Consider the following 12,943-nt stretch of genomic DNA (forward strand, 5'->3'; position numbering starts at 1 on the left):
CATTCTGGGTCGTTTTGAACCCAATGTCAATAATAGGTACGTTATGACGCAAAGTATCGGTGCTCGTCTGCTGAGCGAGAGGGAGCGCAAAGGCCTAACACAAGGGAGGATGTGCGAAATCACCGGGGTGAGTCGGAAAACCCAATTCACATATGAGACCGGCGCACGTCTGCCAGACGCGTCATATTTGGCTGCGATTGACGCCGCAGGGCTAGACCTCTTATACATCGTGACCGGTCGCCGCACTAACGGGTCGATCAACGACGCATTGCTGCAGGACGTGCTGACCCGCGTCGATGAAGCGATCAATGGGTTAAAACCTAATATGGCTATCGAGGTCAAGGCGCGACTCATATCGTTGGTTTATCTGACTGCGTCCGAGAGCGGACGGGTGGATCCTGAAGTGCTCAACAAAGCGGTTCAACTGATTTCCTGATTGCTCGCTTGGCGTACTGAAGGCGTGCCGTCAACCACATCGACACCCTAGCGCGCGGACCACACGCATCTCGACCCGCATTGGCATGATCTCTCCAAGTTCGGCGACTGCATCGTCCAGCCGCAACCATTTCCGCGGCTCTCCCTCAACATTCGAGAACAGCATCTGACCGTCTCTTGCGACGACTAGCGCGTGCCATCTGATTCTGTTGCCGTGTCGCAGCTGGAGAAAATCAACATGGGTTATGACGGCCGTTTTTCCCCACACGCTTTGAAGCAAACTGAAGTTGCTGAGTGGCATTGTTATGAGCCTCGCGATCGCTGATGACTCATCGTAGATGCGAAGCACCCCCGAGGTGTACCCCCTTGACCTCGGGGGGCGGTATGTAGTAGGCGCTGAATGCAACCCTTTGTAACATCGGATGAATTGGTAACGACTCCGCGTTTACATTGATGCGCAGGTAATCGCGCAAGGGATGAGATGTCGATGTTGAACGCAGAAAGTGTTACGTTTTCAGCTGGCCATGAGACGGTTCATTTAAGAGCACGGCTGTCGCAGTTTGGAGGTCTCCTCGAACGCGAATCGTTATTGCGCCTGGGGCGCAACGGCGAGACGCGATTCACACAGGTTGTCCTCGCGAACGAGGCAAATGTCCAAGATCTACAGCGTACCGAGCCGTATCAAAAGATAAGAGACGCTATCCCGCGACTGGCGCGCGAGCCTTTGGCTGCATGCGCGAAAAAAGCTTCGCTTGGTCACGATGAAGACGTGATCGATATGATTCGTCATCTTGCGAATGCGCAAGATGAAGCGGCTCTCCTCAGGCAACTCAGAGATGTCGTTCTTCGGCTCGGAGCCCGGACAACATTTTTCTGTTTGACGGAAAAAGGCACAGATGGCGCCCATCATTCATATCGTGTGCTATCGGCTTCCGCTGTGGACCTCGTTCAGAAGTATGCGGAAAAAAGGTGGTACGCGACGGACCCCTTCATGACGCATGGGGCACATTCTCAGCAGCCGTTCTTTTCCTCCGACGTGGGTTCGATAAAATACCTGGATGGAAGCCGGCGTGAGATGGCCGAATTCATGCGCAGTTTCGGCGCCTCCAGCTGGATCACCATCCCGGCACACGGCCCGGAAGCGCGTTTCTTCGGCGTGCTCTATGTGGCGATGCCGGACCTGCCTGAAGATGGTGGGGAAGAACCGCTTCGTAAAAACCGCTTATTGTTCAAACTGATTGCTGGTGAAATTTTTGATTGGTACGACCGGGGAGAACGGGCATCCTCTTGGAGCAGTAGCGGATTAACCCGGCTTGAACTCGACATTCTGTACCTGTCGGCACAAGGTGCGTCGTCAGCCATGATCGCTGAATCGCTTGGCCTATCTGCCAATGCCGTAACACGTCGTCACTTTAAGTCGATCAACGCAAAACTCCGCACGAACTCGATCACCGAATCGGTCCGTCTAGCAGCAGCTCGTAACCTCCTGCCGATTGCGAGTAATCGCAAAGTTGCCTATGTCCTACATAGTCCTGTTTACGGCATCTTCTTGGGCTGCGACCAGAGCGTGCCATTTTGGTCAGGGGTCATGCCCTCGGGGATGGACGAAGCGGCGGTTTTTGAAGACATCGAATCAGCCGAAGCCGCCTTGTGCGAACTCGGGCTCCCGCATGGGCACGACGTAGAACTCAAACGCGTCGATATTCATCAAGCTGCCCAAACGGCAACAATTAATGACTGTTTGCGTGCAGGTTTGCCAGCTTGGGATCCGCTTGTACAAACAAGTGGCGCACCAGCGGATGATTCCGCGACGCCTGGCGAAATCGAAGAAGGACCGCCGCCGTCGTACCACTGATAAAATTTGAGACTGAAACTGGCAGTTGCCATGACATGCTGTCAGTAAAGAATCGGTTGACGGTGAGACATGCGCTCGCAAGGAAATTTTGGTTTAAATTACAACCCTGCTTGCGCCAGCGATTGTAGCTGCTCGTTCGCGTGTTTTTATCACGTGCATCTCTGATGGAAAGAGCGGTGAAATCAACGTTGCCTGTTACTCCGGACGGTCGCTACTTTGTTGTCAGAGGACGTCTCTGGCGATGTACAAACCCGTTCTTGTCAGCCGAGGTAAAAAAGGTTTTGGTAGACGAGTTGATGCAAGCCCGCCGCGAAAAGGGTTCAGCATTACGTGGTGGCGATAACGCGGGTCGCGAAGTCGCGCGTCAGAGAATCGATGAAATCAAAAAGCAGCTGGGTGAGCGGGGTCCCGTTTGGTGGTCGGACGGCGCGCCTGACTGGAATCGGCATATGGCAAAGAACACCCCATATGCCGATTGGTATGCTGGGCTACCTAGCTGATACCCTCATCAAGTCGTAGGTATGCTCTTGCGAATTTTCTCGTTTATCTTCGAGCAGTTTGAACACCGCTAAAAGCGCTTGGTCTTTCGACACTGATAGCCGCTGTCACCGACGTCGGCTTACCCGTATTGCAGGCGCCCAGGTCGAGGATGGTTGATAACGGTGCAGGCACCCCCGACGTGAGCGTCATTTCGCTCGGCGGTATTGAAACTACCTACTCATCCGCGATATCTCCAGATTTTGGACGCTGGCCGATCTTGACCGGTTCAGCCGCTTGCGACTTGGGCCATTTGGGGAACGGCCAAATGACTGCAGCTGGTTCGGTTTTCTTCACGACAATGTCGGGAGTGCGGCATCCGCATGACGTTCGGAGGCCGCTCCTTACGTAACTCGATGGGAAGATTTTCACGGATCCGCAATCGCACTGGAAAGACCAACGCGCCCCGTTTTTGCCGTGATTCACGTAAAGGGATGCAGTCAGGCGGCCAAAGCGTTGGCCGGGCGCAATGTCGATCTGTCGCAAGCAGCCACACGACAAAGTCTTGCGATACCTTGCGCTACGAGCCTCGATAACCTTTTCGACGCCGCATGCGCACTTGAATCGCCAACGAGAACCGTCCTCGCGGGCAATCGCAGTGAGCCTGCCAAAGGTCCGACCGGTGAGATCAAGTGCCATATCAAATCAGGTCAAAGCAATACGGCTTGCCGCAACAGTTCCAACGCTTTCAGTTCGTCCAAGCGACCGGTACGTGCCTTGCCTGCGGGCGTCTTGAGCAGCGCCTCCGCGATCGGTGCAATGCCGAGCAAATGGTCCAGACTGGTCGCAGGAATGAGACGGTACGGCTGCCTGCTGCCTTGCGCTTCAGGGGGCGCTCCGAACTCCTGCAGAGCAGGGGACGACGAGACACGACTATCGACGGGTTGCAGAACTGCTGATTCGGCGACGGACGGGACCGCCTGATCCTGATGCTCAACGACCGCTTCAGTCTCAAAGACTACGCCTGTCGGATGGCCCGTGCCATTCGCATCATCGATCTTGGCGATTCGAGGCTCCGCCTTCCGCGCTTTGATATTCGCAGGCGTCTTCGCCACTGGCGCTTTTGGTTCGGCCACAGGCGGCAGTTCTTCATGACTGACCGCGCGACGATCCGACGAAGGGATCAGCAATTCCGACACCGACTTGGGAATGTCCGTTACTGTCCGGGGAACGTCAAACCAGCCAGTGGGCAGACCGAGGCGTTCCGTGAACCGGTTCACTTCAGCATCGTCCAAACGCTTTTGCCCATAAAAACGATTGGCCATGTTGGAGTCGCTAAGTTCCGTCACCGCGCCGAGCCGAGCCTTTGATCCTTTGCGGGCTGTGAGCACGTGCAGGTTGGCGCGACGGACTTTTTCCAAAGCGGCGACATCAATCAACGGCAGTGATTGCTGAGCCGCCGACTTGGATGGCGCTTTCGTTTTCCCAGGCGCCGTCTGCGGTGGCGTTACCTTGCTAGGCTTTGCAGCAGTCGTGTTGTTCTTCGCGACGGCCTTATGCGACCCGCCATTTGTTTTCTTTGGCATTTCCGGGTCTCCGGGCGGATGATCAGTAAGGGTAGGGTGGTGATTGAACTGTGTAGAAGGAGCTGGCCAAATCACTTCCACGTACGCCGATTCCGGTTCAGCGTTCACGTGAATAAAGTCTAGGGGCGACCTCAAGCGAGCAATGATCTCAGGCGTGAGGACCGGATTGGGTTGATCGAAAAAACCATGCGGGAGGCCAAGCGTCGTTTCCATGTGAAAAGCTGTCTCGGGCGTAAACCTCTCCCCATTCACCAGTTCGGCTACGCGCGTTAAATTAGAGTCAAGTCCGAGTGCGATATTTTCTGCGCCCACTGCATCGACCAGCAATTTAAACGAACGCGTTTTGAAGATGGACGCCGTCTGAGCCGCGTCTCTTGCAGGCGGCGCTTTAACGTAAGGCTTGTTCGTTCGGCGCGGTGTTGCATCTGATTGTTGGCGCGATTGATGCTGGCCCTTATCTCGAGATCCAGAGTATCGCCCGTGTGGTTGACTCATAAAGTGGGGCTCCCGGTCGTCAAATCACTAACAATTTCCACATTATAGGGCGAGGGTGTACCTACAGCGGCTTCACTATAGGGAAAGAACCCGTCCTCAGGATTCAACTCTCTCTGTGCTGCTGTTGGCGCCAGATGTTACCGGGTCGAAGGCAGCGCCCCATTAAAGATACAAGATGTCGAACCTCGTGACGCGGGGCCCAACGTTTAAGGATGAGTCGACGACATACTAGGGAAGGGCGTACGCAGTGTTCGCTGGCGGTCCTGATGCGCTTGCTGGGCTCAGCAATTAAGCTACACGGGAGTCAAGATACGAACCGTCTAATCTACCTGACAGCGATCGGGATTGTTGGGGGGAAGCCCCCATCTCAGATTTCGTCACTTGGATCGCACAGTTCGAGCTTGAACTGCCATCCTTCAAATGTCATTAGCATGCGCCCAAGCTCGTCCCATTCAACACGGCGCCCATCTACGACGACGCACGGCATACGCGAATGCTCGTCACCGTCCCATTCGATTCTGCCGCGGATTGTCTCGTCGACAATTTGCAACCCGAGATCACCATCTCTTACGTGCACAACCGCAAGCAAACGACGCATCTTTTCAATCAGCCTTCCAAGCAAAACAAATTGATCCGCTTCCGCATCTCCAAGAATCTGAAACCGGTAGCCTGATGGTTGATTCTCGCTAGTCGCGCCGAATGCCTCCAGAGAAAGTTTGTCGCCAAACAGCAGACTTCGAAAACGAAACTCGTGAACAGTTCCGCTGGCGTCCGACAGGTGCATCGGTTCAAACTTTGTTTGATCAAAATTGTCGATGCCGGCGTGCTTTGCCATTTCGCGGTTAAAGCAGGCGGTGCACAGCAATCGGTCGCTGTGCTCGTCGCTTCCAGTATGGATGGTGTCGTACTGTGGCACGGTGGCTTTGCAAGCTGCGCATTGACTGACGGACATGACGGAACTCCACGAAATCAAATGAGCGGCGCGTTTCGCAACCGATGATACTTCGCGGGCCCGATGCGGTACGAAAGATCGGCTTTGTTCGCGACGGGCCCATTTTGTCATGCCAGAACGGCCCTGCAACTATATGCGGCCGATCTATTTTCCTGAGAGCGCTTTTGATGTACAAATTTGTTGTAGCTTAAGTGGCATACAACGTCTCACATCAACCAGGTTCCGCCTTAACAGATTGTCTGACTGCCGAGAGATAATTGCTCATGTTACGAATTTATTGCGCGGGTCCGCTTTTTAACCCAAGCGAGCGCGCTGAGATGGACAGCATTGCCAGCACACTGGAGCTGTCTGGCTTTTCAACCTTTCTTCCGCATCGCGACGGGTTAGAGTTTGCTCAGATCAAGCCTGCGTTGGAACAATGCGGCGCATCGCCCAGCGAAGCAGCGAGGATTATTGATAGAGCGATCTTCGCTTTGGACACTTATCAGTTGCTTCGATGTTGCGATGTCGTTGTGGCGAACTTGAACGGCAGAGTACCCGATGAGGGAACAATCGTCGAGGCGACGCTCGCGTGGCACTCCGGCAAACCGCTTGTGCTGTACAAAACGGATGTACGCTCGATGCTCGGCGGTTCTGACAATCCGATGGTGACAGGACTTGGCGACTTCGAATCAATCAACGATTTGTCCGCTTTGCCGGCTGCCGTAGAGCGAGTCGTCGCCATTCACAGCTCAGAAAAATTATCCGAAACCATGGAATTTGGCGCATCCATAGCGGCGCTTCGGGACAAAAACGACAGTGTCTGCGCCGTTGCGGCGGTGCTTTATCAGAATAAGCATCCAAAAAAGTAACTTGAGGCGCCATACCTACGGTGAGGACCTCTGGAAACACTATCGATACTTTTAAGCAATTTCGCAACACCAACCGAACGTTGTTGATCTTTGCGGATTAAGAGTTAGTACAACGGCTACAAAAAGAGGATCACCTTACAGCTGTGCCGCGCGCACTACGACATTTATCCGAGCAGTATTTAACGCTGCTCCAATCGCGCTCCCATTTCTTGCGCCATGTGAATGTGCGGCCACAACTCGCACAAACCTTACTTGGGAGGGTATCTTTTTTCTGCATGCGCATCCGGGACCTCCTAAAACCATTGTTCAATGACACTCATTCTGAATCACAAGTCATGTTTGTGCAAAGAACTGCAATATCCATACGCCCGCAATAGCCAGTCGTTCAACGAAGAAACCTAAGCGAGTCGAAGTCAAGTAAGGTACTTAGGACTGGTAAAAATCGATAATTTCTTTTTATGTCAATATCGAGAAAGTGTCAGGATTGTTTTCCTAAGGCTCAAACATATGCATCAGGTTCACTTGATTCCTATCAGCGACCAATAAACTTGGCGGTTTAAGGGTGAACTGCAACAGGGGGTCAATGTTTAGAGCTTGGAGGTCGGCTTGCTGAATCAAGGGTCGCAGCGAAGACCTCGAATGGCGAATGGAACGCGTGAGTGGCGCGCGGGCGGCTGTTCAGGCTGTCGGCGATCGCGTCGAGTTCGTTCTGACTGTAGACCGATAGGTCCGAGCCTTTAGGCAAATACTGGCGCAGCAACCCGTTGGTGTTTTCACAAGTACCGCGTTGCCAGGGACTGTGCGGGTCGCAAAAGTACACGTTCACGCCGGTGGCGGCGGTGAGTTCCTGATGGCGCGACATTTCTTTGCCCTGGTCGTAAGTAAAGCTTTGCCGTAACGGCGCCACAATCGAATTGAGTTTGGCGGAGAAGCCCGCTAGCGCTGACGCGGCGGTGGCGTCCTCCATCTTGGCAAGCAGCACCAGACGGCTGGTGCGCTCGACCAGAACGCCGACAGAGGATTGGTTGTTCGCACCCTTGATGAAGTCGCCTTCCCAGTGACCTGGCAGTAGTCGGTCTTCAATTTCGGGCGGTCGCACGTGGATACTGACCATGTCGGGAATCTGTCCGCGCCGGTCTGTGCCCCGAGTGCGTGGCATGCGCGTGCTGTGGCCGTGGCGCAGGCAGGCAATGAGTTGGCGGCGCAGTTCACCGCGCGGCTGAGCATAGATAGCCGTGTAGATGGTTTCGTGCGAGACGTGTTGGGTCGAGTCGGTTGGATACATGCGCTTGAGTGTGCCCGATATCTGCTGGGGCGACCATTTCCACTCAAGCAGGGTGAGAACGATGCGCCAGCAGACGCTTTGCAGGCAAAGCTTGGCGGGGCGGCGGGACGCGCTGCGGCGTGCGCTGCTAAGCGCTGCAGCGGGCACCGATGCGTAGCCAACAGAAGAGCTGTTTCGCATTAGCTCACGGCTGATAGTCCCGGTGAGCGCCCGAGTATGCGAGCCATGGCTCGCATACTTGAACCCTGCAGATGCAAGCTTGCAATGGTCAGGCGTTCTTCAGGTTGCAGCTGCTGGTATGAAGTTTTTTCGGGCATTGCGACACCTTATACGAGACAGGTGTTGCAGTTCACATTTGAGGCCGCCCTTCCAACCAACGAAATGCGGTTACTCTAGGTTAAAATGTTATTTCTGTGCTCAAAGCGTCTCCCTGTTACGCCGCCGTTTGCTGTTTGGCGCTTGCACATATCCTGCAGCCGCCTTTTGATGCCAATCACGAGCTTGCGCGGGGTTTTGCTCAATACCTAATCCGTCCTGGTATGCCTGTCCCATGTCGAACATCGCTTAAGCATTGCATGATCGGTGGACTTCCGAAACCACACGACCGCCTGACCGTAATCCATTGCCACCCCTGGCCGAACGCATAACACTTACCTACCCAGAGCTCGCCGCGCGCATCTCCCAGCCTGGCCGCCTTCGCATACCACTCAAACGCGTTGCGATCGTCTTGGGTGGTATTACCCCAGTAGTAGGTACCCAAAAGTAGCATTCCCGATACATTGTCTTAGCCCGAAGCGCGTCGCAGCCAATCGAGGCCAGCGGCTGTATCACGCTCAACGCCCACCACCTCAGATAAGCAACACCAAGACTAGTTTGGGCGTCGGCGTCTCCCTGCGCGGCCGCTTTAACGAACCAGCGATACGCTTCGGCGTCGTTTTGCTGGACGCCTTGTCCGATTGCGTAACCGGAGCCGAGCAAAAACATTCCTCTTGCATCGTCCTGTTCTGCTGACTTGCGAAACAACCCTGTAGCTTCGGTCAGATTGGTCTCAATGCCGAGACCGGTCGCGTAGCGGTTGCCCGACTTCTACTGCGAAGAGGCATCACCTTGAATCGCCGCCGACTTAAGCCATCTGGTAGCGAGCGCTTCGTTATGCGGCACGCCCTGGCCATGGGCATACATGATCGCAAGATTCCCCTTAGCGCCAACGTTCCCACTGAGCGTCGCCTCTGTTAATAGCTCTGCCGCGCGCATGTCGTCGCGAGCGACGCCCAGGCCAGTCATGTACAGGTATCCGAGATTCAATTTTGATTTGAAATCGCTAGCTTGCGCTGACAGTGCAAATCATTGTGCCGCCATTTTCAGATCCGGCGGCACTCCGATGCCATCCTGGAAGCAAACCCCCAACTTGAACTGGCCAAGTGCATAGTCCTGAGCTGCGGTGCTCCGGTACCACTCGAGTGCCCAGTCAACATCGCGAGGCAGGCCACACAGCCCGTATTCATAGAACACCCCAACGTTGTACTGGGCAGGTGCATAGCCGCCCGTTGCGGACTTCATCATCCATTGCACCGCTAGGGCGTCGTCTTGTTGCAGTCCTAACCCCTTCAGATAGGCGTAGCCGAGCCTGTTCTGCGCTGCCGCGTATCCTTGGTCCGCAGCTTTCTGATACCACATCGCAGCCACGCTGTTGTCTCGCACCGCCCCAACGCCCGCGCTGTACATCCGGGCCAAGGTATGTTCGGCCTCGGGCTGTCCTTGTTCGGCCGACAGCCGAATGGCGCGGGTACGCGCGTCGTTTGCATCACGTTGCCGAGTCTTAATCGCCTCATTTGCATCGCCCTGGACCAGCTCGCCGATGTGGCCGGATAGCATCGGAGCGGGCGCGGCGATCTGGGACGCAGCAATTGGGCGGGCTGCCAACACAGTCAGGCCAATGGCGATGCACCCGCTTAACCGGCGGCGCTTCGGTAACCATCTGTCCACAATAAACCCGGCATTCCGTATTTTCGATCTGTACTCAGTCATGGGGCAATACGGCAAAACCGCCGGGATCACTCCGAAACCGTAATCTGTACCGACTCAAGATTCGCCGACCTGATTTTGTCTTACAAACCCTTGCCGAACGGTCTAAACAATCCCACAATGGTCATTGTTACGAGATCGGAAGAGGGATGAGCACTTATTGCCGATTTTGTTCGACCCATTTTCGATCAGGGCTGGCCTATGAACACTTTGAATGATACCGCGGCTTCAATTTGTGAAATCAACCTTGCGTACTTGACGCTCGCGCAGCGACTTCTTCGTTCGGATCGTTCAGTCGCAGAAGCGCGTTTTGGCTTTTCAGCACAAGCGGCAGACCTTCTAGTCGACCTTTCGGCGATCCAGGTAACGAAGCTGGCATCAGCCCCTCATCTTCTCTGTGCGTTTCGATTCCACGACCTGTCAGTGCTGTCGACGCTTTCTCGACCTACTAGCGAATCACAGGCTGTGCCGGCGGAAAGCGACTTTGGCACTGGCATGAGAGGTCACTTTGCTGCCGATGCGTTGTATAGGTGAAGGGCATTAAAGCACTCATCCGCATGATTTCTTCCGCGCCACCGGCTTTGGGAGGGATAGTGGATCTGCGGGAAGACGCAAAATGTCTGCCGCGAAGTCTGCAATTACGGCCGACCACTCTGGCGTGCCCACAGGAAAATCGGCCGGGTTGGGCTTTCCCTGTGCTCGCCGAATAGAAACGATAGAAAGGGCGAAAGCACGCGCTTCCAGGAACAATTTGTCGTCGGCTGGGAATGGATCCTCGGTGTGATGGGTCATTGCGCTCTCTGGTTATTATGCTTGTATTTGATTTTGCCGCTCTCGGGGAGGCGGTTAGTTATCTGAAGGTCTCGCATCCTTAATCTCGGCGGATGCTCCGAAAACTTGAGTCTCTCCGAGCTTTGCTTCAAGGATTTCACGGACATTTGCCCAGGCGGCCGCTGTTCTTGAGCCAACTAACAGAGAGCCGATGCTCGGCGCTCTCACTCCCTGAAATGCAGCCCAAATGCGCCTATAAAAGCGGCTTGATGCCCATGAGCGGCATTCTCGTGGTGATATCTCATATCTGGGATGGGGCTTTCGTCGCCGATCTGCGCGCGGCCTTCGGCAGGTTCGTCAACCCGGAGGTAGGCGATGGAAAAGCGGGCGAGCCTCGGCTAAGGCGAGCGATAGTGAACGCACTGGGAGACGCGTTGGAGACGCGTTCAATGGACACATCTCGGTCGACTGCCAACATTCGATCAATGCGCGGTGGGCGGCCACACCGCGACGCTTTGCTCGGACGGCCCCTCAGGTACCTGGTTCAAACCGTAGGCAAACCACGGCACTTGCTGTCGGAGCTCGGAGACGTAGATTCCCAGCCGCTTTGATTTCCGTGAATGAGATCGTGCTGCACAAGGTTCGCGAGCAGCGGCCGGTTGATCGTTCATCGAGCAGCAGCTTCGGCCAGAGGAAGAACGCGCTCGCCGCTCGTTTCGCGAACTCGTACGGGGTGATTTCCGCATCGACCATACGAAGGATGGTAAAGGTCATCAGGGATTCTTCTTGCCCGACGGCCTCGCCAACGGTGTTGAACCGGTTTGCGCATTTCATCACGCACGCAGATGCTTCCAGTACGTCGCCCAAATGCAGCAGCAGGGCGCGTCTCTCGATTCCATCGTCCATCGTCTCCCCGTTGTGTAAAGCTGCTACTTAAGGTCAATCGCTCTCTTCATGGCAACGGTCAATCCCTGCCGGCAACGTGCGTATCCTTGCCACGGGTCGGCACCCAAGGTGCGCTGGCGTTTGATCGCGCTGTGAATCGTCCACTGGTCGGCCGCCTTGATTTCTGGCAGTTCTTCCCACTTGATGGGCATCGAGACGTCCATGCCGGAGCGTGCGCGCGGAGAAGGCGGCAACTGTACTCGCGCCTTTGCTGTTACGCAGGTAGTCAATGAAGATTTTCCCGACGCGGTTCTTTGGACCCAGCGCCGCAGAAAATTGGTCGGGCATCGACGCAGAACGGCTCAAGTGGCACACGCCGAGCGATGCGCGGCCCACGTTTCTCTACATACACATCAGGTCAAAGACCGTCCACGTTTACGACATCGAAATCAAGTTTCCGACATTCGCCGATGTAAGACCTAAACCCAAAAACATGGCGACGATCGCTACGCTTTGTAGCTGTTTGAATGGGGCATCCGTCGGCGCCACGCACACGCCTTGCAGGCGTTTAACTGCCATTCGTCGTACACCGCTTGCGGATCGTCCAGCCAGTCGAGGTCGTTTGTAAAATGGATATACTGAGATTGCGCATCACCCAATATATACGAAGCTGCGCTTGCAAACCCCGTAATCAAAATGGGAGCCACCATTGCTGAACTTCTTTATCTCACGCAGACAATCGCCCGGGCCACCTACTACGAAGCCTGCCGAACTGGCCACCATCGGATTGACATTTAGGCCAGAATGTTCAAGGACATATCCACGCGCGCTCATAGGGAGGGAAGAGGGTGGATCGGACGTTGCAGCGATCTGTTCGACAAGCGCTCGAGCGCCGGATTGATACGCCCATGTAGGCTTGCCGAGCGCGGCCGCAAAACCAATTGAGACCGCTGTACCGCAGTTCGGCTCACCGAGTCCCCGAAAATTGTTTAAGTGCGCCACGACCATGTCAGCGGATCGGATGCCATCGATGTTCGCGCGACAGATCCAGTAATGCGACCTACAGCGAAAGTGGCAGCTGGCTCAGAGCTAGGTTCAACGCCTCGTTCTTTAAGGGATAGAGTGTTAGCCAAGACAGTTTCGGCGCGCTGGTAAATCATAGCGCTGTAAGTATCTGCAAGTACGCCTGCACGCGGACGTAGTGCCACATCCTCGCACGACGCTTTATGCTCACGCCAGTAGTTCATCGCGTTTTCAAACTGCCTGATAGTGAAGGTATTCATGGCGATGAGTTCGAAAAGAACAGTGCCAACTGTCTACCGAGCG

Annotated in this window: 16 protein-coding genes and 3 pseudogenes; 5 read left to right on the plus strand and 14 right to left on the minus strand. The window is 55.0% G+C overall.

The genetic code is table 11. The features are described 5' to 3' along the window. Nucleotides 1-43 precede the first annotated feature (43 nt). The 3 genes from AXG89_RS22960 (at nucleotide 44) to AXG89_RS43120 (ending at nucleotide 2,790) form a co-directional block, all read left to right on the plus strand. Nucleotides 44-436, plus strand: coding sequence for a helix-turn-helix domain-containing protein (locus AXG89_RS22960; protein ID WP_056361348.1), 393 nt, complete (start codon nucleotides 44-46; stop codon nucleotides 434-436). 486 nt (nucleotides 437-922) lie between these two features. After that, complete coding sequence (locus AXG89_RS22970) at nucleotides 923-2,290, plus strand: helix-turn-helix transcriptional regulator (RefSeq protein ID WP_162916107.1); 1,368 nt, start codon at nucleotides 923-925, stop codon at nucleotides 2,288-2,290. Between the two features lie 164 nt (nucleotides 2,291-2,454). Further along, a complete protein-coding gene (locus tag AXG89_RS43120; RefSeq protein WP_082771562.1) occupies nucleotides 2,455-2,790 on the plus strand; it encodes a hypothetical protein in 336 nt (111 codons plus the stop codon). A 687-nt stretch (nucleotides 2,791-3,477) separates the two neighbouring features. Here AXG89_RS43120 and AXG89_RS22985 read toward each other — a convergent pair. Together AXG89_RS22985 and AXG89_RS22990 are read right to left on the minus strand one after the other, a co-directional pair. Then, entirely contained in the window at nucleotides 3,478-4,848 is a 1,371-nt protein-coding gene (locus AXG89_RS22985; protein ID WP_062172683.1) for a hypothetical protein, read from the minus strand. Between the two features lie 367 nt (nucleotides 4,849-5,215). After that, nucleotides 5,216-5,800, minus strand: coding sequence for a DUF7713 domain-containing protein (locus AXG89_RS22990; RefSeq protein ID WP_062172684.1), 585 nt, complete (start codon nucleotides 5,798-5,800; stop codon nucleotides 5,216-5,218). Between the two features lie 263 nt (nucleotides 5,801-6,063). Between AXG89_RS22990 and AXG89_RS22995 the strand changes: the two genes are divergently transcribed. Further along, nucleotides 6,064-6,651 (plus strand): nucleoside 2-deoxyribosyltransferase, encoded by a 588-nt coding sequence (locus AXG89_RS22995; protein ID WP_062172686.1) that lies wholly within the window; start codon nucleotides 6,064-6,066, stop codon nucleotides 6,649-6,651. A gap of 130 nt (nucleotides 6,652-6,781) precedes the next feature. Here the strand turns inward: AXG89_RS22995 and AXG89_RS23000 are convergent, their stop codons facing one another. From AXG89_RS23000 to AXG89_RS23025, 7 genes and pseudogenes are all read right to left on the minus strand, one after another. Further along, on the minus strand, nucleotides 6,782-6,934 hold the full coding sequence (locus AXG89_RS23000) for a DUF2256 domain-containing protein (RefSeq protein ID WP_082771563.1): 153 nt from the start codon (nucleotides 6,932-6,934) through the stop codon (nucleotides 6,782-6,784). A 297-nt stretch (nucleotides 6,935-7,231) separates the two neighbouring features. Continuing rightward, nucleotides 7,232-8,253: pseudogene (locus AXG89_RS23005) on the minus strand (IS30 family transposase). 100 nt (nucleotides 8,254-8,353) lie between these two features. Then, nucleotides 8,354-8,497 carry an SEL1-like repeat protein gene (locus AXG89_RS44690; protein ID WP_119024691.1) on the minus strand — a complete coding sequence of 48 codons (144 nt, stop codon included), beginning with the start codon at nucleotides 8,495-8,497 and terminating at the stop codon, nucleotides 8,354-8,356. Next, nucleotides 8,454-8,705, minus strand: coding sequence for a hypothetical protein (locus tag AXG89_RS44695; protein ID WP_373408619.1), 252 nt, complete (start codon nucleotides 8,703-8,705; stop codon nucleotides 8,454-8,456). Before AXG89_RS44695 ends, AXG89_RS44690 begins: the two co-directional genes overlap by 44 nt. Beyond that, nucleotides 8,591-8,920: an SEL1-like repeat protein gene (locus AXG89_RS44700; RefSeq protein WP_062172688.1), complete on the minus strand. Its 330-nt coding sequence runs from the start codon at nucleotides 8,918-8,920 to the stop codon at nucleotides 8,591-8,593. Before AXG89_RS44700 ends, AXG89_RS44695 begins: the two co-directional genes overlap by 115 nt. A gap of 102 nt (nucleotides 8,921-9,022) precedes the next feature. Next, nucleotides 9,023-9,118 carry a hypothetical protein gene (locus tag AXG89_RS44705; protein WP_373408620.1) on the minus strand — a complete coding sequence of 32 codons (96 nt, stop codon included), beginning with the start codon at nucleotides 9,116-9,118 and terminating at the stop codon, nucleotides 9,023-9,025. 39 nt (nucleotides 9,119-9,157) lie between these two features. Further along, nucleotides 9,158-9,964, minus strand: a pseudogene (locus tag AXG89_RS23025) (tetratricopeptide repeat protein); the annotation flags it as partial. 198 nt (nucleotides 9,965-10,162) lie between these two features. Between AXG89_RS23025 and AXG89_RS23030 the strand changes: the two are divergent. Further along, complete coding sequence (locus tag AXG89_RS23030) at nucleotides 10,163-10,495, plus strand: flagellar transcriptional regulator FlhD (RefSeq protein ID WP_082771564.1); 333 nt, start codon at nucleotides 10,163-10,165, stop codon at nucleotides 10,493-10,495. A gap of 15 nt (nucleotides 10,496-10,510) precedes the next feature. Here the strand turns inward: AXG89_RS23030 and AXG89_RS23035 are convergent, their stop codons facing one another. The 5 genes and pseudogenes from AXG89_RS23035 to AXG89_RS44720 all read right to left on the minus strand — a co-directional run bounded on the left by AXG89_RS23035 (nucleotide 10,511) and on the right by AXG89_RS44720 (nucleotide 12,900). Further along, the gene (locus AXG89_RS23035; protein ID WP_082771565.1) at nucleotides 10,511-10,753 is read right to left on the minus strand and encodes a hypothetical protein; all 243 of its coding nucleotides are present in this window, start codon (nucleotides 10,751-10,753) and stop codon (nucleotides 10,511-10,513) included. A 510-nt stretch (nucleotides 10,754-11,263) separates the two neighbouring features. After that, nucleotides 11,264-11,638, minus strand: a complete 375-nt coding sequence (locus AXG89_RS23040; protein WP_062172699.1) for a hypothetical protein — start codon at nucleotides 11,636-11,638, stop codon at nucleotides 11,264-11,266. A 23-nt stretch (nucleotides 11,639-11,661) separates the two neighbouring features. Continuing rightward, nucleotides 11,662-11,965: pseudogene (gene ligD, locus AXG89_RS44710) on the minus strand (non-homologous end-joining DNA ligase LigD). Between the two features lie 303 nt (nucleotides 11,966-12,268). Further along, complete coding sequence (locus tag AXG89_RS44715) at nucleotides 12,269-12,664, minus strand: nucleoside 2-deoxyribosyltransferase (RefSeq protein ID WP_373408592.1); 396 nt, start codon at nucleotides 12,662-12,664, stop codon at nucleotides 12,269-12,271. Next, nucleotides 12,607-12,900, minus strand: a complete 294-nt coding sequence (locus AXG89_RS44720) for a DUF3717 domain-containing protein (RefSeq protein WP_082771567.1) — start codon at nucleotides 12,898-12,900, stop codon at nucleotides 12,607-12,609. Before AXG89_RS44720 ends, AXG89_RS44715 begins: the two co-directional genes overlap by 58 nt. Nucleotides 12,901-12,943: the final 43 nt, after the last annotated feature.

The organism is Burkholderia sp. PAMC 26561 (assembly GCF_001557535.2).
Classification (GTDB): Bacteria; Pseudomonadota; Gammaproteobacteria; order Burkholderiales; family Burkholderiaceae; genus Caballeronia.